At 74.9% G+C, this 23,773-nt stretch carries 29 protein-coding genes; 7 read left to right on the top strand and 22 right to left on the bottom strand.

The window, feature by feature from the left end:
- Positions 1-1,129: glycoside hydrolase family protein (locus tag BMZ50_RS24455; protein ID WP_218146406.1), on the top strand; the 1,129-nt coding region annotated here is incomplete at its 5' end.
- 50 nt (positions 1,130-1,179) lie between these two features.
- On the opposite strand, the gene BMZ50_RS23365 is transcribed toward BMZ50_RS24455, so the two are convergent.
- From BMZ50_RS23365 to BMZ50_RS23305, 13 genes are all read right to left on the bottom strand, one after another.
- Positions 1,180-1,647 carry a hypothetical protein gene (locus BMZ50_RS23365; RefSeq protein WP_091330060.1) on the bottom strand — a complete coding sequence of 156 codons (468 nt, stop codon included), beginning with the start codon at positions 1,645-1,647 and terminating at the stop codon, positions 1,180-1,182.
- Entirely contained in the window at positions 1,644-2,102 is a 459-nt protein-coding gene (locus BMZ50_RS23360; protein WP_091330058.1) for a TadE/TadG family type IV pilus assembly protein, read from the bottom strand. The genes BMZ50_RS23365 and BMZ50_RS23360 overlap by 4 nt, the downstream gene beginning before the upstream one ends.
- Positions 2,095-2,301 (bottom strand): hypothetical protein, encoded by a 207-nt coding sequence (locus BMZ50_RS23355; protein ID WP_091330056.1) that lies wholly within the window; start codon positions 2,299-2,301, stop codon positions 2,095-2,097. The genes BMZ50_RS23360 and BMZ50_RS23355 overlap by 8 nt, the downstream gene beginning before the upstream one ends.
- A 32-nt stretch (positions 2,302-2,333) precedes the next feature.
- Entirely contained in the window at positions 2,334-3,275 is a 942-nt protein-coding gene (locus tag BMZ50_RS23350) for a type II secretion system F family protein (RefSeq protein WP_091330054.1), read from the bottom strand.
- 70 nt (positions 3,276-3,345) lie between these two features.
- Complete coding sequence (locus tag BMZ50_RS23345; RefSeq protein WP_091330065.1) at positions 3,346-4,209, bottom strand: type II secretion system F family protein; 864 nt, start codon at positions 4,207-4,209, stop codon at positions 3,346-3,348.
- On the bottom strand, positions 4,206-5,453 hold the full coding sequence (locus BMZ50_RS23340) for a TadA family conjugal transfer-associated ATPase (RefSeq protein WP_091330052.1): 1,248 nt from the start codon (positions 5,451-5,453) through the stop codon (positions 4,206-4,208). The genes BMZ50_RS23345 and BMZ50_RS23340 overlap by 4 nt, the downstream gene beginning before the upstream one ends.
- 147 nt (positions 5,454-5,600) lie before the next feature.
- Complete coding sequence (locus BMZ50_RS23335; protein ID WP_091330050.1) at positions 5,601-5,981, bottom strand: hypothetical protein; 381 nt, start codon at positions 5,979-5,981, stop codon at positions 5,601-5,603.
- Between the two features lie 98 nt (positions 5,982-6,079).
- Positions 6,080-6,586, bottom strand: coding sequence for an OsmC family protein (locus BMZ50_RS23330; RefSeq protein WP_091330047.1), 507 nt, complete (start codon positions 6,584-6,586; stop codon positions 6,080-6,082).
- A gap of 68 nt (positions 6,587-6,654) precedes the next feature.
- On the bottom strand, positions 6,655-7,479 hold the full coding sequence (locus BMZ50_RS23325) for an alpha/beta hydrolase (RefSeq protein ID WP_091330045.1): 825 nt from the start codon (positions 7,477-7,479) through the stop codon (positions 6,655-6,657).
- A gap of 7 nt (positions 7,480-7,486) precedes the next feature.
- Positions 7,487-9,037: an acetolactate synthase large subunit gene (locus BMZ50_RS23320; protein WP_091330043.1), complete on the bottom strand. Its 1,551-nt coding sequence runs from the start codon at positions 9,035-9,037 to the stop codon at positions 7,487-7,489.
- Between the two features lie 34 nt (positions 9,038-9,071).
- Complete coding sequence (locus tag BMZ50_RS23315) at positions 9,072-9,404, bottom strand: EthD family reductase (protein ID WP_091330041.1); 333 nt, start codon at positions 9,402-9,404, stop codon at positions 9,072-9,074.
- Between the two features lie 82 nt (positions 9,405-9,486).
- Positions 9,487-10,425, bottom strand: a complete 939-nt coding sequence (locus BMZ50_RS23310) for an NADP-dependent oxidoreductase (RefSeq protein WP_091330039.1) — start codon at positions 10,423-10,425, stop codon at positions 9,487-9,489.
- 43 nt (positions 10,426-10,468) lie between these two features.
- A complete protein-coding gene (locus BMZ50_RS23305) occupies positions 10,469-11,668 on the bottom strand; it encodes an acyl-CoA dehydrogenase family protein (RefSeq protein ID WP_091330037.1) in 1,200 nt (399 codons plus the stop codon).
- A 123-nt stretch (positions 11,669-11,791) separates the two neighbouring features.
- On the opposite strand from BMZ50_RS23305, the gene BMZ50_RS23300 reads away from it, so the two are divergent.
- Positions 11,792-12,469, top strand: a complete 678-nt coding sequence (locus tag BMZ50_RS23300) for a hypothetical protein (RefSeq protein ID WP_091330035.1) — start codon at positions 11,792-11,794, stop codon at positions 12,467-12,469.
- Between the two features lie 24 nt (positions 12,470-12,493).
- On the top strand, positions 12,494-12,898 hold the full coding sequence (locus tag BMZ50_RS23295) for a DUF4190 domain-containing protein (protein ID WP_091330033.1): 405 nt from the start codon (positions 12,494-12,496) through the stop codon (positions 12,896-12,898).
- A gap of 52 nt (positions 12,899-12,950) precedes the next feature.
- On the opposite strand, the gene BMZ50_RS23290 is transcribed toward BMZ50_RS23295, so the two are convergent.
- The 3 genes from BMZ50_RS23290 to BMZ50_RS23280 all read right to left on the bottom strand — a co-directional run bounded on the left by BMZ50_RS23290 (position 12,951) and on the right by BMZ50_RS23280 (position 15,832).
- On the bottom strand, positions 12,951-13,904 hold the full coding sequence (locus BMZ50_RS23290; protein ID WP_091330031.1) for an HpcH/HpaI aldolase/citrate lyase family protein: 954 nt from the start codon (positions 13,902-13,904) through the stop codon (positions 12,951-12,953).
- 93 nt (positions 13,905-13,997) lie between these two features.
- Positions 13,998-14,855, bottom strand: coding sequence for an EamA family transporter (locus BMZ50_RS23285; protein ID WP_091330028.1), 858 nt, complete (start codon positions 14,853-14,855; stop codon positions 13,998-14,000).
- 104 nt (positions 14,856-14,959) lie between these two features.
- The gene (locus BMZ50_RS23280; RefSeq protein ID WP_091330026.1) at positions 14,960-15,832 is read right to left on the bottom strand and encodes a PhzF family phenazine biosynthesis protein; all 873 of its coding nucleotides are present in this window, start codon (positions 15,830-15,832) and stop codon (positions 14,960-14,962) included.
- Positions 15,833-15,932: 100 nt separating this feature from the next.
- Between BMZ50_RS23280 and BMZ50_RS23275 the strand changes: the two genes are divergently transcribed.
- The 3 genes from BMZ50_RS23275 to BMZ50_RS23265 all read left to right on the top strand — a co-directional run bounded on the left by BMZ50_RS23275 (position 15,933) and on the right by BMZ50_RS23265 (position 18,235).
- Entirely contained in the window at positions 15,933-17,171 is a 1,239-nt protein-coding gene (locus tag BMZ50_RS23275; RefSeq protein WP_091330024.1) for a magnesium transporter MgtE N-terminal domain-containing protein, read from the top strand.
- Positions 17,164-17,679 (top strand): DUF1003 domain-containing protein, encoded by a 516-nt coding sequence (locus BMZ50_RS23270; protein ID WP_091330022.1) that lies wholly within the window; start codon positions 17,164-17,166, stop codon positions 17,677-17,679. The genes BMZ50_RS23275 and BMZ50_RS23270 overlap by 8 nt, the downstream gene beginning before the upstream one ends.
- A 64-nt stretch (positions 17,680-17,743) precedes the next feature.
- Positions 17,744-18,235, top strand: a complete 492-nt coding sequence (locus BMZ50_RS23265) for a hypothetical protein (RefSeq protein WP_091330020.1) — start codon at positions 17,744-17,746, stop codon at positions 18,233-18,235.
- A gap of 14 nt (positions 18,236-18,249) precedes the next feature.
- Here BMZ50_RS23265 and BMZ50_RS23260 read toward each other — a convergent pair whose 3' ends face one another.
- A complete protein-coding gene (locus BMZ50_RS23260) occupies positions 18,250-18,567 on the bottom strand; it encodes an AzlD domain-containing protein (RefSeq protein ID WP_091330018.1) in 318 nt (105 codons plus the stop codon).
- Entirely contained in the window at positions 18,564-19,262 is a 699-nt protein-coding gene (locus BMZ50_RS23255; RefSeq protein WP_091330016.1) for an AzlC family ABC transporter permease, read from the bottom strand. The genes BMZ50_RS23260 and BMZ50_RS23255 overlap by 4 nt, the downstream gene beginning before the upstream one ends.
- A 174-nt stretch (positions 19,263-19,436) precedes the next feature.
- Between BMZ50_RS23255 and BMZ50_RS23250 the strand changes: the two genes are divergently transcribed.
- Positions 19,437-20,597 (top strand): Mrp/NBP35 family ATP-binding protein, encoded by a 1,161-nt coding sequence (locus BMZ50_RS23250; RefSeq protein WP_091330014.1) that lies wholly within the window; start codon positions 19,437-19,439, stop codon positions 20,595-20,597.
- Between the two features lie 122 nt (positions 20,598-20,719).
- Here the strand turns inward: BMZ50_RS23250 and BMZ50_RS23245 are convergent, their stop codons facing one another.
- The 4 genes from BMZ50_RS23245 to BMZ50_RS23230 all read right to left on the bottom strand — a co-directional run.
- The gene (locus tag BMZ50_RS23245; RefSeq protein ID WP_091330013.1) at positions 20,720-21,112 is read right to left on the bottom strand and encodes a twin-arginine translocase TatA/TatE family subunit; all 393 of its coding nucleotides are present in this window, start codon (positions 21,110-21,112) and stop codon (positions 20,720-20,722) included.
- A gap of 91 nt (positions 21,113-21,203) precedes the next feature.
- Positions 21,204-22,628, bottom strand: coding sequence for a S1C family serine protease (locus tag BMZ50_RS23240; protein WP_245753827.1), 1,425 nt, complete (start codon positions 22,626-22,628; stop codon positions 21,204-21,206).
- Positions 22,629-22,837: 209 nt separating this feature from the next.
- Entirely contained in the window at positions 22,838-23,422 is a 585-nt protein-coding gene (locus BMZ50_RS23235; RefSeq protein WP_091330011.1) for an anti-sigma factor family protein, read from the bottom strand.
- Positions 23,419-23,773, bottom strand: a 355-nt coding sequence (locus BMZ50_RS23230; protein ID WP_143087268.1) for a sigma-70 family RNA polymerase sigma factor, incomplete at its 5' end; no start/stop codon positions are given. The genes BMZ50_RS23230 and BMZ50_RS23235, both read right to left, overlap by 4 nt.

Genomic DNA, 23,773 nt, shown 5'->3' with positions numbered 1-23,773 from the left:
CGCCGTGCGCCGCGGCAACACCTACTTCCTGCGCAACAGCACCACCAGCGGCGTCGCCGACACCGTGTTCGCCTACGGCGACCCCGGCGACACCGCGCTCGTCGGCGACTGGAACGGCGATGGCACCGACAGCCTCGGCGTCCGCCGTCCACGCCCCGGCCCGGCCGCGTTCGAGATCACCGGGCTGGACCTGCACGACGGGATGATCGTCCAGGTGGGTGGCGTGTACTACCTGTACGGCACGCAGTACGCCTGCGGGTTCCAGTGGCTCACCCCGAACACCCCCTGGTGCGGTTTCGCGGTCAGCACCTCGACGGACAGGGTCAACTGGTCCCCGCCGAGGCTGCTCTTCGACCCGAACGGCGTGGACCCGTGGAACGGCCAGACCTGGCAGCAGGTGTGCGGCGGAACCGGGGCCGGGTGTTTCAACCCGCGGATGATCCAACGCTCCGGATGGGGTGTCGACGACGGGGCGTGGATCCTGTGGTTCAACGCCCCGCAGGACTTCAACGCCACCGGCGCCAACCCCTACTACGCGATGGGCTGCGCAGGGCCGGCCGGCCCCTGCGGTGCGGGTAGCGGACCGCGCGGCTCGACGCACAAACCCGCCCTGGGCGCGTACTGCGGCGGCAACGGGGACTTCGCGATCGTCACCCCGTCATCGGGGCGTCCGGTGGCGATCTGCACCGACGCGGACCAGACGCTGAGCCAGGCGCGACTGGACGTCTGGGGCACCAACGGCGACGGCACCGGGGCCAGGAACCTCGCCGGGTTGACCGCCGTGGAGTCGCCGGGTGCCTACCAGGACGCGGCCACGGGCACGTGGATCCTCACCTACAGCGATCCGAACTGCGGCTACTGCTCGGGCACCGGGACCGGCTACGCCACGGCCCCGAGTCTCCTGGGCCCGTGGACGGCGCCCGGTGGCGACAGCCGGCGGTTGTCGCCCACCTCGTGCGGCGGCCAGCCCCGCACCATCTCCGTCGTCGACGGCTACCCGTTCCAGGGCATCGATCTGTGGACCGGCGGCAACCCGAACCAGACCAGCGCCCGGCTGCGTTTCGAGGCGTTGACCTACCACGGCAGCCGGCCGCCCGGTTCTCCACCGTTCGACCTCTGGCCGTGCTGATGGCGGCAGGCTCCCGCCACACGTCGGCGTAGCAGGATGCGCCCGCGCGATCAGGGGTCGACGTAGCGGTCCCGCTCGACGACGAACTGGCCGGTGGCGGTGTTGGCGTCGATGAACTCCGGCAGCAGCGGGATCCGCACGGTGACCGTGACGCAGACGGAGAACTCCTCCCCCGGCGTCAGCGTCGGTGTGTATGCGCCCGCGGCAGCGCAGTCGGCGCCGGCCGGCGCGTACGCCACCCGCACGTCGGTGGCATCCACCGACTGGTCCTCCACCGCCAGCTCCGCGGCCCGCAGCGCCCGCGCCTGCCCGCTGGCCGGGTCCGGCGCGGTGCCGATCGCCCGCCCGGCCTCCCGCGCCGCCGCGGTCGAGGCGAACACTCCGCGCTGCACCGCGGAGAACCCGGCCACGACGTAGACCAGCGGCACGAAGACGACGAGCGCGATGAACACGAACTCGACCAGCGCCGATCCCCGCTCCCCCGCCAGCCGGCCGCGCCGGGCCCGCAGCCACCTCACGCCGCCTCCTTGACCGCCCGGCCGGTCACCTCGACCGGCAGCAGGTTCCCCAGCCCGGCCAGCAGCGTGGGCACCGCCCCCGAGCAGCGGACCACCACCAGCGTCAGCCCGCTGGCATCGACCTCCTCCGCCGAGGCGCAGCGCAGCCCGCCGGCCGTCTGCGCGGAGGTCGCCCGCGCCACGACCGCCACCGCGCGGTCCGCGCCGGAGGCGGAGGGCACGTCAGCGTTGGCCGCGAACCGGGCCCCCTCCTGCGCGCTGGCCGTCACCACGTTGCGGACGTGCACGTACACCGCGACCTGCAGCACCGCCAGCAGCAGCACCACGACCAGCGTCGAGACGAACACGAACTCGACGACGGCACCGCCGCGCTCGCCGTCCTCGGGCGGCCCCTCGGCAGGGTCCCGCCGCGAGCCTGCGAGCGGCGGGCGGCAGAGGGGGCCTTGCTCAGCCACCGCTCGTGACGGAGTCCAGCGCGTTCTGGACGGCCGAGACGATCGCCTCCCGGAACGGGATGAGGATGGCCAGCACCAGGGCCGCCGTCATCACGGTGATCATGACCCAGCCGGGGACGTCGCCCCGCTCGGGATCCCGGCCTCGGAGCCGTTCGCCCAGCGCGGCGAGTACCGCCTGGACCCCCGTGAAGCTCGGCATGCGCTGTCGTCCTTCCTGTCGTGTCCGCGGCCTCATCGCGCCAGCGAGACGATGCTGATCAAGCCCGGGAAGAGGGCGAAGAGGACGGTGATCGGCAGCACCAGGAAGACGACCGGGACCATCATCGCGATCTCCTTCCGGCCGCCGGCCTCCAGCAGCCGGCGCTTGCCGGCCTCGCGGACATCGGCCGCCTGCGCCCGTAGCACCTCGGCGAGCGGGGTGCCGCGCTCGACGGCGACGAGCAGCCCGTCGATGAAGCGGGCGAGCGGGGCGAGGGAGGTGCGGTCGGCCACCTGCTGCAGCGCGTCGACCAGCGGCACCCCGGCGCGGGTCCGCCCGAGCGCGGCCCCCAGCTCGCCCGCCAGCTCGCCACCGGAGAGCCGGGTGACCCGGGCGATGGCCGCCGTCGGGCTCTCCCCCGCGGTCACCGCCAGCGCCAGCAGCTCGGCGATCACCGGGAACTCGGCCAGCAGCAGCTCCTCCCGGCGGCGGACCTGCTGGGTCAGCCACCAGTCGCGGCCGAGCACGCCGCCGAGCAGCCCCGCGAGGCAGAGCAGCGCTGCGGAGAACAGGTTGAGGCTGCCGGCCAGCAGCGAGCCGACCGTCGCCAGCAGCGCCGCGCCCAGCAGGGCGAGGCCGCCCCAGACCACCTGCTCGATGCGGAAGTCCTCGACCGTGGTCTTCCCGCCCAGCGCGTCCAGCCGGCGGCGCACCGCCGTCCGTCCACCGAGGACCCGGTCGACGAGCCGGGCGCCGTCGGCGATGACCGGGCCGAACACCCGCCGCGCGGCGGTGAGCAGGCCCGCCTCGGTGGCCGTGCCCAGCAGCCGGGACGGCGGCGGGGTGTCGTGCACGTAGGGCGCCAGCCGGTCGACCAGCCGCACCGACCGGAACGGCGGCGCGAAGGCGACGACCAGCAGCAGCCCGGCGGCCCCGGCCAGGCCGAGCAGCATCCCCGCCAGCGCAGCACTCACGATGTTCCCCGGCCGCTCCGCGGCCCGATCGCTCCGCTCCTCGCTCGCTGACGCTCGCTGCGACGCTCACTCACTGCAGCACCCGCACGTCCTGCGGCAGCCGGCCGATCCGCAGCATCACCCGGTAGGCCACCACGCAGACGCCGGCGCCCCCGACCAGCAGCGCGGTGCCCACCGGCGTGTCGTAGGCCTCGAGGGTCGTCGACTGCGTGGCGAGCAGCAGCAGCACGACCCACGGGGCGGCGACCGCCAGCCGCGCGGCCTGCACCACCCAGCCCTGCCGGGTCTCCAGCTCGGCGCGGGCCCGGGCGTCCTCGCGGAGGAACGCCGACAGGGTCCGCAGCACCCGGCCCAGATCGCTGCCGCCGACCTCGCGGGCCACGCGCAGCGTCTCGACGATGCGGTCGCCGACCGGGTCCGCCAGCTCGTGCTTCAGCCGGTCGAGGCAGTCGCCGAACCGGCCGCTGGAGCGGTACTCCGCGGCGAACCGGGCGAACGGTGGGCGCAGCACCTCCGGGCCCCGCACCGCCAGCGCCGACAGCGCCTCGGGCACGGACAGGCCGGCCCGGACGGCGGAGGCGAGGTTGTCCACCACCTCGGGCCACACCTCGCGCAGGTCGGCCCGGCGCTTCCCGGCCAGCCGGCGGACCTGGACGGCCGGCAGCACGAACCCGAAGATCCCGAAGACGAGGCTCACCGTGACCGTTCCGGTGGTGAGCAGGACGACCACCAGCGCCAGCAGCCCGAGCCCGAGCTGCAGCGCGAGCAGCTGGGCCGCGTTGATACCGGTCAACCCGGCCGCGGCGAGCAGCTGCTGCCGCCGGCCGGGGGCCCGCGGACCGGACGGTCGCTCCGGCCCCCGCGGACCGCTGCGCCAGACCAGCAGCAGGCCGACGCCGAGGAGCAGCCCGAGCAGTGCGCCGGTGAGACTCACGAAGCCCACCGCCCGCCGTCCAGGAGGGCCGAGAGGTCGAAGCCGTGGGCGGCGAAGCGCTCGGGGTGCGGCGGGTATCCGGAGGCGCGGACCAGCCGGCCGTCGCGGCTGGTGAAGACGTCGGCCAGCTCGATGACGCCGTCCTCGGCGCGACCGGGCACGGCCACGATCTCGCGCACCCGGCGCCGCCCGTCGGGATCGATGCCGACGTGCACGACCAGGTCGACGCTGGCCGCCACCGTCGGCACGACGAAGGCGTGCCCGATGTTCTCGCCGGCCAGCAGCGGGAGGGTGCACATCTTCACGACGGCCTCGCGGGCGCTGTTGGCGTGGAGGGTGCACATGCCCGGCAACCCGCTGTTGAGGGCGATGAGCAGGTCCAGGCACTCCTCCTGCCGCACCTCACCGACCACCAGCCGCGAGGGCCGCATCCGCAGCGCCTCCTTGACCAGGCGGCGCAGCGGGATCTCACCGGCGCCCTCGAGGTTGGGCTGGCGGGTCTGCAGAGCGACCACGTCGGGCAGCGGAACACGGAGCTCGAAGACCTCCTCGCAGGTGATCACCCGCTCCCGGGCGGGGATCGCCGCGCACAGGCAGTTGAGCAGGGTGGTCTTGCCGGCCTGGGTACCTCCGGCGATGAGGATGTTCAGGCCGGCGGCGACAGCAGCCTCGAGGAAGCGGGCGGCCTGGGGTGGCAGCGTGCCCAGAGCGACCAGCTCGTCGAGCGAGTGCGCCTGGAGCACGAACTTGCGGATGTTGACCGCCATGTGCCGGCGGGTGATGTCGGGGATCACCACGTGCAGCCGCGAGCCATCGGGCAGCATCGCGTCGACGAACGGAGTCGACATGTCGATGCGTCGACCCGACGTGCGCAGCATCCGCTCGACCAGGTCGGCCAGCTCGCCGGCGCCCAGGATCGTCGTGGTCAGCTCGCTGCGCCCGCGCCGGGCCACGAACACCCGCCCGGGCTCGTTGACCCAGATCTCCTCGATCTCCGGGTCGTCGAGGTAGCGCTGCAGCGGCCCGTACCCGGCCACCCGGTCCAGCACGTCCCGCACGACGGAGTCGGGATCACCGATCGGCGGCAGCGCCGAGGCCAGTGACCGCTCGGCGTAGTCGGCGACGACATCGCGCACCAGCACCCGTACCGGCGCCGGGTCCACGAACGGGTCGAGCCCGCGGCGGCGGATGAGCTCACGCACCTCGCCGTCGACGACCTCCAGCGCACTGGTCGCAGTCGGCACGGCACCCCCGTCGGCCTGTCGGTTTCCTGCTCGGGTCGACGGACTGTAGGAGAACCGGGCGGTCCGCGGGGCCCCGCGGTCACACTCTGTGGACAACCCGGGCCGAGGCTCACCCGGTCGGGTGTCACCCGCGGCGCGTCGGCCGGGTCAGCCGAGGGCGACCACGGCGCACAGGGCGCACAGCAGCGCGACGGTGGGAGTCATCACGGCCCGCTCGGGCCTGCTCCGGGAGGCCAGGTTCAGCCCGATGCCGAGGAAGAAGTAGCCGGTGACCACCCAGGTGGCCGTCCGGAGGATGGCCTCGGAGACCCCGGGCGAGACGAGGTCGGCGCGGGCCAGGACGACGCCGGCGATCAGCGCGTAGATCACGATCGAGACGACGCTCCCGATCCGGAGCGCGACCGGCAGCACCCGGTGCTGCCCGCCCCAGGCGAACCGCCCCAGCGGGGCGCCGAGCACCAGGAACGCCTGGAAGACCGCCAGGGCGCCCAGCACCAGGCACACGAGGACGGCGGCGGCAGTGATCACGAGGCGGCAGCGTAGGGCCGGGGCGCACGCCACCTGCGACGCCCCGCCGGACCGCACGCCGGGACGGTCCGCGCGGGAACCGGCCGGAAGCCCGGCGGTCAGCCGGCGCGGCGGACGGTCAGGCGCGGACGGCGGGCGAGGGTCTGGGCCACCACGCAGTACCGCTCGGTGAGCTCCCCGAGCCGGGCCAGCGTCGCGTCGTCGGCATCGGTGTCGACCGCCACGTCGACGGTGATCTCGCCGAGGCCGACCGGTACCTCGCGGGAGACGCCGAGCGTGCCGCGGGCGTCCATGTCGGCGGCCGCGGTGAGCGTGGCCGACCGGATGTCGATGCCCATCGCCGTCGCGACGCTGCGCATCGTCACCCCGGCGCAGGCCAGCAGCGCCTGCAGCAGCATGTCGCCGGAGCAGGCGTCGCTGCCGTCGCCGCCGGTGGAGGGGTGCAGCCCGGCGCGGACCGGGCCGGCCCAGCTCTGCACCGTGCAGGTGATGCCGGGCTCGGTGAACTCGCCCCGGGCGTGCATCGGCGCCCGCGCCGCCTCCGGCTCGTCGCGGTAGCGCCGCTTGAGCGGCGCCTGCAGCTCCCGCAGCTGTACGGCGTCCATCCGACCCCTCCTCACCGGGCGACCGGGCCCATGCTCACGGCTGGCCGCGGCCGGCGCCAGACCTCCGGTCAGCCGGTGACCCGGTCGGCCAGCTCGACGACCGCGCCCACCAGCGCCTCCCCGTCCAGCAGGGCCCGGTCGTTGTGGTCGGCGCCGGGCACCTCGACGAGGCGGTGCAGCCCGGCCGCGGCGGCGGCGACCGCGCGGCTCTGCCCGGGCGGCACGATCGTGTCGGCGTCCCCCAGGACGACGGTCGTCGGCACCGGCACCCGAGCGATCCGCTCGGCCACGGGGTAGCGGTCGCGCAGCAGCGCCCGGACGGGCAGGAACGGGTAGTGGACGCGGCCCACCGCGGCCAGGTCGACGAACGGCGAGCGCAGCACCAGCGCCGCCGGCGGGTGCTCGGTGGCCAGTTCGGTGACCACCGCCGCGCCCAGGCTCTCGCCGAGGTACAGCAGCCGGTCGGGCGGCACCCCGGCCTCCTCGAGCAGGTGGACGCGGGCGGCGCGCACGTCGCGGGCCAGCCCCTCCTCGCTCGGGGTGCCCGGGTTCCCGCCGTACCCGCGGTAGTCGAAGAGCAGCACGGCCAGCCCGCGGCCGGCCAGCGCCCGGGCCAGCGGCGCCCGGCCGCCGCGGTGCCCGCCGTTGCCGTTGGCGACCAGGACCGCCGCGGCGGTGGGCTCCGCGCCGGGCACGAACACCGCACCCAGCGCCAGCCCGTCCGAGGTCACCAGGGTGACGTCGCGGCCGCCGGGAACCAGCGCCGCCGCGGCCGGCACCGGCCCGTCGCCGGGCAGGTAGATCAGCCGCCGCTGCAGCCCCCACAGCAGGCCGGTCAGCACGGCGAGCAGCACGAGGACGACGAGCGCCGCGCGGGCCGCCCGTCGTCGCACCGTGCGGTCACCCGCGGCCGGGCAGTACCGCGTCGATCAGGTGCGGACCCGGCTCGGCCAGCGCCTTCCGCAGCGCGTCCGCCAGCTCCTCGGCGGTGGTCGCCCGGGTCGCGGGCACCCCCATCCCGGCGGCCAGCGCGACGAAGTCCAGCGCCGGCCCGTCCAGCCGCAGCAGCTGCTCCGCCCGGGTGCCGCCGCCGCCCGCGCCCACCCGGTCGAGCTCGCCCTCGAGGATGGCGTAGGAGCCGTTGTCGCAGACGATCGTCGTGACGTCGAGCTGCTCGCGGGCCTGGGTCCACAGCGCCTGGACGGTGTACATGGCGCTGCCGTCGGCCTGGATGCCGATCACCGGCCGGTCCGGGCAGGCCACCGCCGCGCCGACGGCCATCGGCAGCCCGTCGCCGATCGCCCCGCCGGTGAGGGCCAGCCTGTCGTGCCGCGGCGCCCCGGAGGTCAGCTCGTCCAGACCCACCCCCGAGGTCAGCGCCTCGTCGACGACGATCGCACCCTCCGGCAGCAGCGCGCCGACCACGGCGGCCAGCGCCCGCGGGGTGAGCTGCCCGGCCGGCAGTTCCGGCCGGGACGCCTCCAGCAGCTCCGGCTTCGCGTCCGGCGCGACCAGCCCGGCCAGATCCTGCAGCGCGGCGACGCCGTCCTCCCCCGGCTCGGCCAGCACGTGCACCGTGCAGTCCTCGGGCACCGGGGTTCCGGGCACGCCCGGGTAGGCGAAGAAGTGCACCGGCCTGGTGGCGCCGGCCAGCACCAGGTGCTTCGTGCCGGCGAGGGCGGCCATCGCCATCTCCGGCGGGTAGGGCAGCCGGCTGACGTCCGGCAGCCCGGCGCCACGCACGGTCCGCGCCGGGAACGTCTCGGTCATCAGCCGGGCCCCCGTGCCGGCCGCGATCTGCCCGGCGGTCAGCAGGCCCGCCTCGCCGGCGACCACGTCGCCCCCGAGGAAGAGCACCGCGGGCTCGCCGGAGCGCAGCGCCGCGGCGACGTCGGCGACCACGGCGTCGGCCACCCGGGGCGCGGGGCGAACGGCCACCGGGTCGGCCACGGCGGCGCCGTCCTCCCACGAGACGTCGGCGGGGAGGATCAGCGTGGCGACCGCGCCCCGCGCGGCGGCCGCCACCGCCTCGGCCGCGTCGCCGGCCACGTCGCTCGTGCACAGCGAGCGGCGCACCCAGCTCGACACCGTGCCGGCGAGCGCGTCGATGTCGGACTCCAGCGGCGCGTCCAGCCGCTTGTGCGAGCGGGCGTGGTCGCCGACGACGTTCACCACCGGGGCGCGGCCGCGGCGGGCGTTGTGCAGGTTGGCCAGGCCGTTGCCCAGGCCCGGCCCCAGGTGCAGCAGCGTCGCCGCGGGGCGCCCGGCCATCCGCGCGTACCCGTCGGCCGCGCCGGTGGCCACCCCCTCGAAGAGGGTCAGCACGCCGCGCATCTCCGGCACCTCGTCCAGGGCCGCGACGAAGTGCATCTCGGAGGTGCCGGGGTTGGCGAAGCACACGCCGACCCCCGCGCCGACCAGGGTGCGGATGAGCGCCTGGGCGCCGTTCACCGGCCACCCCCCGGGCGACGCTGCTGCGGGCCGGTCACGGCAGGTTCGGCATGCCGACCTGGATCTCGTGCACGTCGAAGTGCGCCATGGTCGCCCCACCGGTGGCGAAGTTGGCCACGTCGGCGGCCGCCGCCTTGCCCTCCGGCGACCCGAACGCCTCGCCCATCGCCTCCTCGGACTCGAAGTCCAGCTCGGCGACGAAGTAGGGCGCCTGCTGGGACGGGTCGATCGGCTGGGCGTGGCCGGTGCTGAACCGGATCACCCCGGGCATCTCCATCGCCAGCGGGACGTGCGTGTCGCGGTAGTAGTCGTCGAACGCCGCCGGGTCGCTGGGCTGTCCGTAGCTGACCACGAGCCTGTGCACCATCGGGCACCTCCGCCTCCGTCCGGGCTCCGCTGCCCGGCACGCGTCCCTCCACCTTGGCAGGTGGAGGGCCGCTTCCGCGACCTCAGAACGTGAGGACCAGCCGCCCGCGGATCCCGCCGCCCTGGAGCAGGCGGTGCGCCTGGGCGGCCTGCTCCGCGGGGAAGGTCCGGGCCACGCGGAGGGTCACCACGCCCTGCTCGGCCTGCTGCCGGAGCCGGTCGAGCGCCGCGCCGTCCTCGGCGACCTGCCGCACCATCACCGGCTGCACGCGCACCCCGCGCTGCCCGTCGCCGCGGTAGCCGCGCACGGTCGTGACCACGCCGCCGTCCCGCACGGCCGGCAGCACCCGCTCGTCCTGGACCGAGCCGTCGGCCAGGCCGTCGACCCCCTGCGGGTAGTGCTCCCGGATCCGCGCGGCGACGTCGTCCCCGCGCCGGACGACGACATCGGCGCCGAGCTCGCGGACCAGCTGCTCGTCGGCCTCCGAGGCGTCGGCGACGACGGTGAGCCCCTCGGCCTTGGCCAGCTGGACGACGTAGCCGCCGAAGGCGCCCGCCGCACCGGTCACCGCGAGCACCTGCCCCGGCTGCAGCGCCATCAGGTCCAGCGCCAGCCGGGCGGTCAGGCCGTTCATCGGCAGGGTCGCGGCCTCGGCGTCGCCGGCGTGCTTCGGGGCCCGCGCCACCGAGCCGACCGGGAGCACGAGGTCCTCGCGGTAGCCGCCGTGCGCGCCCGTGGGCAGCACGATCGCCATCACCGGGTCGCCGACCTCCAGCTCCGTCTGCGCGCCGGGTCCGATCTCGGCCAGCTCGCCGGCGACGTCCATCCCGGGCACGTACGGGAACTCCTGCACCGGGTCGCGCCCGGCGTAGGTCCCGTTGCGGACGTAGGTGTCGGTGGGGTTCACCGCCGCCGCGGTGACCCGCACGCGTACCTGGCCCGGGCCCAGCGGCTCGGCCGGGACGTCGAGGACGCGCAGGGCGTCCGGCCCACCGAACTCGGTCACTCCGACAGCTCGCATGCCCTCTGCCTAACACGGTGGCCGCGTCGACCGGAGGCCGGGGTCAGCGCTTGAGCGCGTACTCCTTGAGCAGCCCACGGCTGATGATGGTCTTCTGGATCTCGCTGGTGCCCTCGCCGATGAGCAGGAACGGCGCCTCGCGCATCAGCCGCTCGATCTCGTACTCCTTGGAGTAGCCGTAGCCGCCGTGGATGCGGAACGACTGGGTGGTGACCTCGGCGCAGTACTCGCTGGCCAGCAGCTTGGCCATGCCCGCCTCGACGTCGTTGCGCTCGCCCGAGTCCTTGAGCCGGGCGGCCCGCACCATCAGCGCGTGCGCGGCCTCGACCTTGGTCGCCATCTCGGCGAGCTGGAACGCGATCGCCTGATGCTGCGCGATCGGCTTGCCGAACGTCTCCCGCTGCTGGGCGTAGGCGATGGCCAGCTCGAAGGCCCGGATCGAGATGCCGCAGGCGCGCGCGGCGACGTTGACCCGGCCCACCTCGACGCCGTCCATCATCTGCGCGAAGCCGCGGCCGGGCGTCCCGCCGAGGATGTCCTCGGCCGAGGCCTGGTAGCCGTCGAACACCAGCTCGGTGGTGTCGACGCCCTTGTAGCCCATCTTGTCGATCTTGCCCGGGATGGTGAGGCCGGGCTTCACCTCACCGAAGCCGGCGGGCTTCTCGATGAGGAAGGTCGTCAGGTTCTGGTGGGCCTTCTCCGCGCCCTCGTCGGTGCGCACCAGGGCTGCGACCAGCGTGGAGGACCCGCCGTTGGTCAGCCACATCTTCTGCCCGTCGATCACGTAGTCGCCGTCGGCCTGCTTGGTGGCCTTGGTGCGGATGCCGGCCACGTCGGAGCCCAGCCCGGGCTCGGACATGGAGAACGCCCCGCGCACCTCGCCGGCGGCCATCCGCGGCAGGAAGCGCTCCTTCTGCTCCTGGGTGCCGTGCTGCATGATCATGTAGGCGACGATGAAGTGCGTGTTGATGACGCCGGAGACGCTCATCCAGCCGCGGGCGATCTCCTCCACCACCAGCGCGTAGGTCAGCAGCGACTCGCCCAGCCCGCCGAACTCCTCGGGGATGGTCAGCCCGAAGATGCCCAGCTCCTTGAGGCCCTCGACGATCTCGGTCGGGTAGACGTCGCCGTGCTCGAGCTCCTGGGCGTTCGGGATGATCTCCTTGTCGACGAAGCTGCGAACCGTCGCCAGGATCTCGGTCTGCACGTCGGTCAGGTCGGCGGTCTGCGCCAGGCGGGTCATCGCGTTGCTCCTCGGGGACTCCGGTGTCCGTTGTTACCAGCGAGTATGGGCCACCGGCACCGACCGGACCGGAGTGGTCCTGCTCACTCCGGCCATCCGGTCAGGAGGTCTAGCGTCGTCCGGATGGAGTCCTCGCGGAGTCGGCTGCTCCCCGCGCTCGCTGCCCTCCTGGTCCTGGTGGGCTGCGGGGGCGACCCGGGCGCGGAGGCACCGCGCACCGAGCCCGCGCCCGCCCAGGCCGAGCAGTCGGCCGCCGAGAGCGCCGACCCCGCCGCCACCGGCACGCCCGCCGAGGCGGCGCTGGCCGTCGCGTTGCGCGCGGCGGACCTCCCGCCCGGCTGGACGGTGCAGGCCAACCCGGTGCCGAACGGCGACCTGTCCCGCAACCCGAGCCTCCAGGGCCTGTGCGGCGTGACCTTCTCCTCGGAGAGCCACCGGACGGCCAAGTTCCCCAGCGTGGGCCTGAACCCCGCGGGCGACCCGGCCGTCGTCTCCGAGGCGATCGCCTACGACTCGGCCACCGCCGGCGCGCTGGCCCTGACCGAGCTGCGCGACGCCTTCCGGTCCTGCCCGGCGCAGGACCGGTCGTTCCTGCCTCCGCCGGCGATCGACGGGCTGGCCGAGAACGTCGTCGTGGTGCGTTACCAGCTCGCCGGCGGGATCACCCAGGACGTCGTCGCCCAGGGGCGTGGCGCGGTGGTGTCGGTGCTCATCGCGGAGGATCCTGCGGCGGGCGCGATGGCCGCCCGGAGCATCGCCACCCGGATGGCCGCCCTGCCCGCCCCGGCGATCGGCCTCTGACCGGCCGGCACGGAGAGGATCACGATGAGCACGAACGACGAGGGCTTCTACCGGGGCGAGCCGCCCGCCCACCACACCCAGCCCCCGCCGCCTCCCGGCTACGGCCCGCCCCCGGGATACGGCCCACCCCCGGGATACGGCCCGCCCGCGGGGTACGGACCCCCGCCCGGCTATCCCGGGTACTACCGGCGGCCCACCAACACCCTCGCGATCCTGTCCCTCGTGTTCGCCTTCGTCTTCGCCCCGGCGGGGCTGGTGCTCGGGGTGATGGCGCGCCGGCAGATCCGGCAGACCGGCGAGGAGGGCGACGGCCTGGCCCTGGCCGGGATCATCGTCGGCGGCATCGCCTGCGCCGTCTGGGCGCTGGTGGTCCTCTTCTGGATCATCGCCGTCGCCTCGGTGGCCGGCGGCGTCTCCTTCGGCCCGTGAACGCGACGACGGCCGCCCGGGGTCCGGGCGGCCGTCGTGGTCAGCAGGGTGTTCAGGCCTCCGGCGGGGTGAACGACGAGGTGCGGGACATGCCCGCGGCGCGGCCCTTGCCCGCGATGACCAGCGCCATCTTGCGGCTGGCCTCGTCGATCATCTCGTCGCCGAGCATGGCCGAGCCCTTCTTCCCGCCGGCCTCCGACGTGCACCAGTCGTAGGCGTCGAGGATCAGCTCGGCGTGGTCGTAGTCCTCCTGGGACGGCGCGTAGATCTCGTTCGCCGCGTCGATCTGCCCCGGGTGCAGCACCCACTTGCCGTCGAAGCCGAGGACCGCGGAGCGCTTGGCCACCTCGCGGAAGGCGTCCACGTCGCGCACCTGCAGGAACGGGCCGTCGATGGCCTGCACGCCGCGGGCCCGGGCGGCCATCAGGATCTGCATGAGGATGTAGTGGAACGGGTCGCCCGGGTAGTCCGGGTGCAGCGCCCCGACCACCAGCGACTTCATGTTGATGCTGGCCATGAAGTCGGCCGGGCCGAAGATGATCGTCTCGATCCGCGGGCTGGCGAAGGCGATGTCGTTGACGTTGATCAGGCCCTGCGCGGTCTCGATCTGCGCCTCGATGCCGATCCGGCCGACCTCGAGCCCGTTGGACTTCTCGATCTGGGTCAGCAGGAGGTCCAGCGCCCGCACCTGGGCGGCGTCGGCGACCTTCGGCAGCATGATGCAGTCGAGGTTGGCGCCGGCGCCCTCCACGACCTCGATCACGTCGCGGTAGGTCCACTCCGTCGTCCAGTCGTTGACCCGGACGGTGCGGATCTTCTCGCCCCAGCCGCCCTCGTTGAGCGCCGCGACGATGTTCTTCCGCGCCCCGGGCTTGGCCAGCGGCGCGCACGCGTCCTCCAGGTCGAGGAAGACCTGGTCGGCGTTCAGGCCCTTGGCCTTCTCCAGGAACCGGGGGTTGCTGCCCGGCACGGCCAGGTTGGAACGGCGGGATCGGAGCTCGGCCACGGTGCCTCTCTTCAAGGACGACGTTCTTCAGCTACCGGAGGGTAACCAGGAGGGTCGCCGCCCGCTCCCCCGGAGTCAGCACAGCCGGCGGGCTCAGGTGGCGGGCTCGACCAGCGAGACCGGGCGGCTGGCGCGGACCACGAGGGCGACGCCGGCGACCACCAGCGCCACCCCGGGGAGGGCGAGCAGCGGCGGCACCTGCTGCAGCAGCACCAGCGCGAACAGCAGCGCACCGGGCACCTCCAGCAGGACCACGAGGCTCACGACCGTGGGGCCGACCGAGGCCAGCAGCAGGTTGAGCAGGGTGTGGCCGAGCAGCTGGGCGCAGACGGTGATGGCGGCGATCAGCAGCCAGTCGCGCCCGCTGAAGCCGCCCAGCGGGGCGCCGACCACGACGGCGGCGACGGCGACCGCCGCGGCGCAGACCGAGTAGCAGACGATCGCGTAGGCCGACGTGGACAGCCGCTGCCGCGCCCGGGCGCCCGCCAGGACGTACCCGCCGGCGCACAGGGCCCCGAGCAGGGCCAGCGCGTCGCCCGCCAGCGCCCGGGGGCTGACGGTGACATCCACCCCGGCGATCAGCACGACGCCCAGCACCGCGAGCACCAGCCCCCACCAGATCGCGGCGGGCAGCCGCACCCCGCTGATCCGCGCGGCCAGCGCCGTCCAGATCGGCGTCGTGGTGACCAGCGCGGTCGAGGCGGCGACCGTGGTCATCGACAGGCTGGGCAGCCAGGCCGCGAAGTGCGCGGCCAGGAACAGCCCGGCGACCACGGAGCTGCGCAGGTCGCGCAGCCGCAGCCCGCGCAGCGTGCCGCGCTCCCGGAGCAGCAGCGGCAGCAACGCCGCCGCTCCGGCGGCGTTGCGCCAGAAGGCCAGGGCCAGCATCGGCGCCGCGAGCAGCGTGGTCAGCGGCGCCGACAGCGAGATCCCGAGGACCGCGATCACCATGAGCCCGGCGTCCCGGCCGGCGGGCCGGTGGACCGCCCAGGCGGCGGCCCCGTCCAGAGGCTCGCGGCGAGCGGAGCGAGGCGTGAGGGGGACGGGGTGCTCTTTCACGGCACCCGGATGCGCCCCCGGGCCACCGGGACCACCGCCCCCTGCACGGTGGCCGCGACCGCGCGACCGTCGGAGGCGAGGACGGTGCACGAGAGCACCGACGGACGGCCGAGCTTCTCGCCCTGGCGGACGACGTAGGACGAGGTCCCCTCCCCCGCCAGCAGGCCGACCGCCACCAGCCACACGCCGGTGCCGAGCGCCGCCGAGCCGGTGGCCGGGTCCTCACCCCAGCCCAGCCCCTCGGCGAACACCCGCGCGTACGCGGTGGAGGTGGCCGCGTCCCAGGAGAGCACCGAGACCCCGTCCCCCACGCCGAGCGCCGCCAGGGCGTCACCATCGGGCGCCGCGTGGTCGACCAACCCCGGGTGCACCGCCAGGTAGGTGAAGGCCAGACCGCAGCCGGCGACGTCGGCGCGCAGCCCGACGGCGTCCGCCGCGGACAGGCCCATGGCCTCGGCGAGCGCGGCCGGATCGGGCCCGTCCTCGAGGGTCGGGGTGCCGCCGGTCAGCGTCGCGCCATCGGCGTCGACGACGACGTCCAGCACGCCGGCCCCGCACTCCTGGCGCACCGTGCCGGCGGGCAGCCGGCCGGCCCGCACCAGCGTGTGCGCGGCCCCGACGCTGGGGTGCCCGGCGAAGGGCAGCTCGGTGAACGGCGTGAAGATGCGGACCCGGTAGTCGGCGCCCGGCTCGGTCGGCGCGCACAGGAACGAGGTCTCCGAGAGGTGGAACTCGAAGGCCAGCGCCTGGCACTGCTCGGTGCTCAGCTCGTCGGCGTCGAACACCACCGCCAGCGGGTTGCCGGCGAAGGCACGCGGGGCGAAGACGTCGACGACCTCGTAGTCCAGCTCTGCTCGGGGGAACGACACGCCCGCGACGGTAGCCTCAGCCACCGTGGCCCGGGCGCGCGGTCACGCATCCATCCAGCACCCGCGGCACGGGTCCGACGAGCGCCGGCGAGGAGGTTCCGTGACGACTGCGACCAGGGCATACGTCTCCCGGCTCGCGGGGATGCCCGTCTTCGATCCGAACGGTGACCGCGTCGGCAAGGTGCGCGACGTCGTCGTGGCCCTGCGCGTGGACAGCGCCCCGCCCCGGGTGCTGGGTCTGGTCGTGGAGGTCGCGGCCCGCCGCCGCATCTTCGTGCCCATGGGCCGGGTGACCGCGGTCGACCCGGGTGCGGTGGTGCTCGCCTCGGGGACGCTCAACCTCAAGCGCTTCGAGCAGCGCGCCGGCGAGACCCTCGTCCTCGGCGAGCTGCTCGACCGGTCGGTGCGGATCGCCGAGTCCGATCGGCCGGCGCAGGTCGTCGACGCCGCCATCGAGCAGACCCGCACCGGCGACTGGGTGCTGTCCAGGCTCGCCGTCCAGGAACCGGGCCGGCTGGGCCGCCGCGGCCAGCTGCACCAGCTGAACTGGGACGAGGTCGTCGGCCTGACCCTCCCCCAGTCCGGCCAGGGTGCCGAGACGCTGATCGCCACCTACCGGGAGCTCAACGCCGCCGACGTGGCCCACGCCCTGCAGGACCTGCCGCTCAAGCGCCGGCACGAGGTGGCCGAGGCCCTGGACGACGAGCGGCTGGCCGACGTCCTCGGCGAGCTGCCGGAGACCGAGCAGATCACCATCCTCGGCATGCTCGAGGAGAGCCGTGCCGCGGACGTGCTCGAGGAGATGGACCCCGACGACGCCGCCGACCTGCTCGCCGAGCTCTCCAACGTCGACCGCAACCGGCTGCTCGAGCTCATGGAGCCCGACGAGGCCGAGCCGGTGCGCCAGCTGCTGCAGTACTCCGAGGACACCGCCGGCGGGATGATGACCAGCGAGCCGGTGATCCTCACCCCGGACGCCACGATCGCCGAGGCGCTGGCCCGCGTCCGGCAGCCGGAGCTGACCCCCGCGCTGGCCACCCAGGTGTACGTGTGCCGGCCCCCGTCGGCCACGCCCACCGGCCGCTACCTGGGGCTGGCGCACATCCAGCGGCTGCTCCGCGAGCCGCCGTCCACCCTGGTCAGCGGCGTGCTCGACGACATGGAGCCGCTGCGGCCGGAGACGCCGCTGGGCGAGGTGACCCGCTACTTCGCCACCTACAACCTGGTGGCCGCACCGGTCGTCGACGCGCAGGGCCGGCTGGTGGGAGCGGTGAGCGTGGACGACGTCCTCGACCACCTGCTCCCCGAGGACTGGCGCGAGCGGTCCCGCCGTGGCTGAGGGACGCCGGCTCGACGTCCCCCGCGGGGCGCGCGGTTTCGGCAGTTTCCTCCGGCTCGACCCGGACGCCGTGGGCCGCTTCGCGGAGGCGATCGCCCGCTTCCTCGGCACCGGCCGCTTCCTGGCGGTGCAGACGATCATCGTCATCGTCTGGATCGCGCTGAACGTCTTCGCCGTCCGGCTGCAGTGGGACCCCTACCCGTTCATCCTGCTCAACCTGGCCTTCTCCACCCAGGCCGCCTACGCCGCACCGCTGATCCTGCTGGCCCAGAACCGGCAGGCCGACCGCGACCGGGTGCAGGCCGAGGAGGACCGCGCCCGGGCGGCCACCACCCGCGCCGACACCGAGTACCTGGCCCGCGAGCTGGCCGCGCTGCGGGTGGGCATCGGGGAGCTGGCCACCCGCGACTTCATCCGCGGCGAGCTGAACCGGCTCGCGGAGGAGGACGGGGAGGACGCCGAGCGGCGGGAGAGGAAGGCGAAGAGGAAGCGGGACGCGCTCGGCTGAGGGCGCGCGGATCCTCCCGCGCGGATGGTTCCCGGCGGCGCCGCGGCGACCAGGCTGCTGGGCTGTGCGGGCGAACCTCGAGGCGCACCTCGGCTCCCGGCAGGTCGCACGGGTGGTCTACGGCGCGATCATCGGCCTCGCGCTGGTCGTCGTGCTGGAGGCGCACCCCCCGGGCGCCGGGGTCACGGCGGCGTGGCTGCTGGGGACGGCCCTCGCGGTGGCCCTCGCCGAGTTGTACAGCGAGGTGGTGGGGGTGGAGACCAGCGAGCGGCACCGGGTCACCCGCCCCCAGCTCGCGCACCTGCTCGACGACGCGCTCGCGGTCGGCTTCGGCGTCGGGTTCCCCGCTCTGTTCTTCCTGATCGCCGCGGTCGGCGTGATGGAGGTCGGCACCGCCTTCACGATCGCCAAGTGGACCGGCCTGGGCCTGATCGGCTTCTACGGCTACTGGGCGGCCCGCTTCGCCGGCACACCGGTCCCCCGGGCGCTCCTGCAGGGCGCGGCGGTGGCACTGGTCGGCGCCGTGCTGATCGCGCTCAAGGCGCTGCTGCACTAGGACGCGCTGCTCCGCTAGCCGGTCAGGACGTGCACCAGCGCGCCGGCGGCCCCGGCGAGCAGGAGGACGACGATGAACGGCGCCCGCAGCGCCAGCGCGAGCGCCGCGACCGCCAGCCCGACCAGCCGCCCGTCGAGCACCAGGTCGTGGCCGCTGGTCACCGCCTGGACCGCCACCAGGGCAGCGAGCAGCGCCGCGGGCACGAAGTCGACGACCCGGGCGACCCACGGCTGCTCCACCCACGCCGCCGGCACCGACAGCCCGGCCAGCTTGAGCAGATAGCACCCGACCGAGGCGACGAGCACCGCGGCCCACAGCGTGGTCCCGCTCACGCTCCCTCCTCCGCCTTCGGCCGGGGCCGGCCGGCCAGCGCCACCGCGACCACCGCGGCGATCACCTGGACGCCCGAGGGCACGAACGGGGTGAGCACCAGCGCCACCACGGCACCGCCGAGCGCCACCCGCCGCTGCACCTGCGCCTCGGGGAAGCCCTTCCGCAGCCGCGGCCACAGCAGCGCGAGGAACGCGGCCGGGACCACGGCGTCCAGCGCCGCCCGGGCCGCGCCCCCGAGGGCCGCCGCGCCGAGCGCGCCGACGAGGGTCATCAGGTTCCAGCCGAGGTAGATCGTCGCCCCGGTGGCCCAGAAGGCGAGCCGGCCGAGCTGCCGGTCGGGGGCGGAGACGGCCATCGCCGTCGTCTCGTCGATCACCCAGTGCGCCGTCGCGGCCCGGCGGAGCAGGCCCCGGGGGGACAGCAGCGGCGCGAGTCGCACCCCGTAGACGGTGTTGCGGGTGCCGAGCAGCAGCGCGCTGCCGACGGCGGCGGCCGCGCTGCCCCCCGCGCCCAGCACGCCGACCAGCGCGAACTGCGAGGCGCCGGTGAACATGAGCGCGGAGAGCACCATCGCCTGCCACACGTCCAGGCCCGCCGCGTCGGCGGCCGCGCCGAACGCGACGCCGTAGAGCCCGACCGCCGCCCCCAGCCCGATCGCGTCGCGGAGGGTCGCGGACCGGGCTGCGGTGGACACGGAAAGCAAGGCTAACGACCGATCCGAGGCCCTCCGCTGAGCATCGGATCACCCCTCCGCGGGCGGGCGGGACCGGTGGCCCGCCGTACAGTGGGAGACGACCCGTGTGCGCAGGTCGCCGCCCGCTCGCGGCCGGCCGGGCCGGGTCCCCCGTCGAAGGAGACAGACGAACAGATGTCCGACCAGCTGACCGGCACGCCGGCGCTCGACGCCGTCAACGCCGCTCTGGCCACCGTCCAGGACCCCGAGATCAACCGCCCCCTGACCGAGCTCGGCATGGTCAAGGACGTGCAGATCGGGGTGGGCGGCGCCCCGGGCGCGGTCCGCGTCGAGGTCTACCTCACCGTCTCGGGCTGCCCGATGCGCGAGACGATCACCAGCCGGGTCACCGAGGCCGTCTCCGCCGTCCCCGGCGTCACCGCGGTCCAGGTCGCGCTGGACGTGATGAACGACGAGCAGCGCGCCGAGCTGCGCCGCACCGTGCGCGGCACCGACGCGGCCGACCCGGTCATCCCGTTCGCCCAGCCCGGCTCGCTGACCCGTGTCTACGCCGTCGCCTCCGGCAAGGGCGGCGTCGGCAAGTCCAGCGTCACCGTCAACCTGGCCGCGGCGCTGGCCAAGCGCGGGCTGTCGGTGGGCGTGGTGGACGCCGACATCTACGGCCACTCGGTGCCCCGGATGCTCGGCGTCGACGACAAGCCCACCCAGGTCGACAACATGATCATGCCGCCGCAGGCCTACGGCATCCGGGTCATCTCGATCGGCATGTTCACCCCGGGTAACACCCCGGTGGTGTGGCGCGGGCCGATGCTGCACCGCGCGCTGCAGCAGTTCCTCGCCGACGTGTGGTGGGGCGACCTCGACGTCCTGCTGCTGGACCTGCCGCCCGGCACCGGTGACGTCGCGATCTCCATCGCCCAGCTGCTGCCCAACGCCGAGATCCTCGTGGTGACGACGCCGCAGCAGGCCGCCGCCGAGGTGGCCGAGCGGGCCGGTGCGATCGCCACCCAGACCCACCAGCAGGTGGTCGGGGTCATCGAGAACATGTCGTGGCTGGACCTGCCCGACGGTTCCCGCATGGAGGTCTTCGGCTCCGGCGGTGGCGAGGCCGTCTCCGACGCGCTGACCCGCACCCTCGGCGCGCGGGTCCCGCTGCTCGGCCAGATCCCGCTGGACACCCGGGTGCGCGAGTCCGGCGACGCCGGTGCACCCATCGTGCTCGCCGAGCCGGAGTCCCCCGCCGCGCAGGCGCTGAGCGCGATCGCCGACGGCCTGGCCACCCGCCAGCGCGGCCTGCAGGGCATGAGCCTGGGGCTCACCCCGGTCCGCCGCTGACCTGATCGACGCCTCTTCTGGGGTGTTCCTCCCGCTTCAGGGGTCCTGCAGGACTCCGGGAGCGGGAGGAACACCCCAGAAGCACGTGTGGACCGGCCGCGCTGTCGTCCGAAGACGACAGATCACGTCGCGTCGGGGTCGAACGGCGGCGGGGTCGCCGAATCGCGGGAGCGGACCGCGTCGCGCGCGGCGACGGTGGCACCCGCACCGGTGGCGAGCCCGGCCGAGCCGGTCGCGCTGCCGCGGCGCACCGGCGGGGCGTCGTCGTCGGCGAGCAGCTGGTTCCGGATGAACGTCTTCGGGTGGTACTGGCGCAGGTCCAGGTCGCGCAGCTTGGCGAGGTCGTCACCGAGCGAGTCGTCCACCTGGGCCCGGACGCCGGTGATCGCGCTGCGCACCTTCTTGAGCCCGGAGGCGGCGTCCTTGGCCAGGTCGGGCAACCGCTCGGGGCCGAAGATGAACAGCGCGGCGAGCGCGAGGACGATGATCTCGCCCCAGCCGATCGAGTCGAACACACCCGCTCCCGTTCGTTCCGCCGCGTCCGGCCGGGCTCCAGAGTAGGCGCGCCCGGCGCGGGGGTCAGTGCCCCGATCCGGGGGTGTCGCCTCAGGCCTGCTCGAGCGTCGCCTCGACCGTCGTCGAGGAGCCGCCCCGGACCAGCTCGATGCGGATCGTCTCCCCCGGTTCGTGGGCGTCCACCTGGACGACCAGCTCCTCGGAGCTCCCCACGGGCTCCCCGTCGACGGCGATGATCACGTCCTGCTCGCGGATGCCGGCCGCGGCCGCGGGGCTGTCGGGCTCCACGTTGACCACCAGCGCGCCGTCGCGGGTGCCGTCGGTGACCGAGCGGGCGTTCACCCCGAGCGAGGCGTGCACCGCCTGCCCGGTGCTGATCAGCTGCTCGGCGATGTCGCGGGCCGTGTCGATCGGGATCGCGAAGCCCAGCCCGACGCTGCCGCCGCCCAGCGAGGCGATGGCGGTGTTGATGCCGATGACCTCGCCGGCGCCGTTGACCAGCGCGCCACCGGAGTTGCCGGGGTTGATCGGCGCGTCGGTCTGCACCGCGCTGATCACCGCGTTGGTGTCACTGCCCTCGCCGGACAGCCGCACCGGGCGGTCCAGCGCGCTGACGATGCCGCTGGTGACCGTGCTCGCCAGCCCCAGCGGGGACCCGATGGCCACCACGGGGTCGCCGACGACGACGGCGTCCGAGCTGCCCAGCGCGGCGGTGAGCAGTCCGGGCTTCTCGACCTTGATGACGGCGATGTCGCTGGCGGGGTCGCGGCCGACGATGCGGGCGGCCGACCCGCTGCCATCGAAGAACACGGCGCGGATCTCGGCGCCCTCGACGCCGTCGGCACCGGAGATGACGTGGTTGTTGGTGACTATGTAGCCGTTCTCGCCGTCGATGACCACACCGGAGCCGGTGGCGCCGGCCTCGCCCAGTCGCACCTCGATCGAGACGACGGTCGGCGTGACCCGCTCGGCGATGTCGGCGACCGATCCCGGCTCGCGCGCCACTCCCTCGTTCACCTCGTTGAGCTGGGTGCCGGGCGCCAGCAGCGGCGTCTCGTCGGCGGTGCGGGTCAGCAGGTAGCCCGCGCCGCCGCCCACCGCGGCGACGAGCAGCACCGCGAGCACCACGAGGACCGACACCCGGACCGACAGGTCGCGCAGCCGCAGCTTCCGGCGTCCCTTGGCGTCGACCACGAGGGGACCGGGCTGCCCGGCCTCGTCGTCGTAGACGGCGGGACCGCCGAGCCCGGCCGGCGCGTACGGGTCACGCCACGGGTCGCTGCGCGCGTCCGCCTTCCACCACGGCCCGGTCGCCGTGCGCCGGCGCCCGGGCCGGCCGCCGGGGGGCTCCTGCAGGCCGCGCGCGCCCGACTCGGCCGGCGCGAACGCCCGCAGCACCGCCTCGGGCGGGGGCGGCGGCAGCGGGCGCGGCGGAGGCGTGGGGCGGTCCCCGGCGAAGCTGCCGCCGACGGCGGCGGGACGGCCGAAGGCGACCTGCTGGGCCGGGGTGGGCACCGGCCGGGGCGGCGTCTCGGGACGGGCGGGGGCGGTGGGCCGGTCGAAGCCGCCGACCCCGTCGCGCGGCCGGGCGAAGACCTCCTCCGGCTCCGCGGCCGCGTCGGGGGAGGGCGCCTCCGGGGCGTGGGGGCCGGGGCGCGGCTCGTCCGGGGTCGGCGGGTTCTCGGACAGCGGGTCCTCCCCGGGCGTTCCGGCGGTGGGGGTGGTCAGGGGGTTCCGCCCGCAGCTCCGGCGTTGCGGGCCTGGGTGTCGCCGTGCGCGGTCAGGGTGCGCACGATCGGGGGCACGATCTCGCTGCGCTCCCCCGGGAACGACCCGGCGACCGACGCCGGCGGCGGGCGCTCCTGGTCGGCCGCGGGTGCGGGCAGGCTCAGGGCCAGGGCGGTGACCCCCAAGCCCAGACCGGCGAGCGCGCCGGCGACACCACGGCGGAGCCACCGCCCGTGCCGCTCCGGCCGGTCCCGCTGCGGGTCCAGCGGCACCGACCACGCGCCGGAGGCGTCGCGGAGAGTGAGCTGCCCGGGGCCGGCGCTGAGCGTGCCCGGGCCGCTGCCGGGCACGTCGGTGGTGAACGGGATCGCCTGCAGGCGGGAGAGCAGGTCGCCGGGGACGGCGACGTCGTGGCAGCTGTGCAGGGCTTCCTTGGCCTCGCGCTGGGCCTCCACGGCCATCCGGCACTGCGCGCAGCCGGCCAGGTGCCGTGCGGCGCGGCCGGCCGGGCCGCTGGGCAGCTCGCCGTCGACGAGCGCGGCGATGGCCTCCTGCGCCAGGTGGCTCTCGGGCAGGTTCATCCCGCGCTCCCCTCCGCGGTGACCGGCCGGCGCGGGGCCAGGTGGGCGAGGGCCTGCCGCAGCTGGACCCGGCCCCGGTGGATGCGGCTGCGCACCGTGCCGAGCTTGATCCCCAGGGTGGCCGCGATCTCCTCGTAGGTCAGCCCCTCGATGTCGCAGAGGACCACCGCCACGCGGAACTCCGGCGAGAGGGCGTCGAGGGCCGCCTGCACCTGCGGGTCCAGGTGGGTGTCGGCGTAGACCTGCTCGGGGCTGGGCGCGGTGCCGGGCAGCCGCTCGGTGTCCTCGGGCAGCGCGTCGAACCGGATCCGCTGCCGGCGCCGGACCATGTCCAGGAACAGGTTGGTCGTG

The organism is Geodermatophilus ruber (genome assembly GCF_900114385.1).
GTDB classification, from domain to species: Bacteria; Actinomycetota; Actinomycetes; order Mycobacteriales; family Geodermatophilaceae; genus Geodermatophilus; species Geodermatophilus ruber.
The sequence above is the reverse complement of the archived record's forward strand: the minus strand, read 5'-3'. Positions and strand labels throughout refer to the sequence as shown.

Coding starts and splice junctions, on each gene's coding strand:
- BMZ50_RS23355 (WP_091330056.1), bottom strand. CDS start 2,301: ATGCCGAGCTTCACGGGGGTCCAGGCGGTACTCGCCGCGCTGGGCGAA.
- BMZ50_RS23330 (WP_091330047.1), bottom strand. CDS start 6,586: ATGGACGCCGTACAGCTGCGGGAGCTGCAGGCGCCGCTCAAGCGGCGC.
- BMZ50_RS23315 (WP_091330041.1), bottom strand. CDS start 9,404: ATGGTGCACAGGCTCGTGGTCAGCTACGGACAGCCCAGCGACCCGGCG.
- BMZ50_RS23310 (WP_091330039.1), bottom strand. CDS start 10,425: ATGCGAGCTGTCGGAGTGACCGAGTTCGGTGGGCCGGACGCCCTGCGC.
- BMZ50_RS23305 (WP_091330037.1), bottom strand. CDS start 11,668: ATGACCCGCCTGGCGCAGACCGCCGACCTGACCGACGTGCAGACCGAG.
- BMZ50_RS23300 (WP_091330035.1), top strand. CDS start 11,792: ATGGAGTCCTCGCGGAGTCGGCTGCTCCCCGCGCTCGCTGCCCTCCTG.
- BMZ50_RS23295 (WP_091330033.1), top strand. CDS start 12,494: ATGAGCACGAACGACGAGGGCTTCTACCGGGGCGAGCCGCCCGCCCAC.
- BMZ50_RS23285 (WP_091330028.1), bottom strand. CDS start 14,855: ATGGTGATCGCGGTCCTCGGGATCTCGCTGTCGGCGCCGCTGACCACG.
- BMZ50_RS23250 (WP_091330014.1), top strand. CDS start 19,437: ATGTCCGACCAGCTGACCGGCACGCCGGCGCTCGACGCCGTCAACGCC.
- BMZ50_RS23235 (WP_091330011.1), bottom strand. CDS start 23,422: ATGAACCTGCCCGAGAGCCACCTGGCGCAGGAGGCCATCGCCGCGCTC.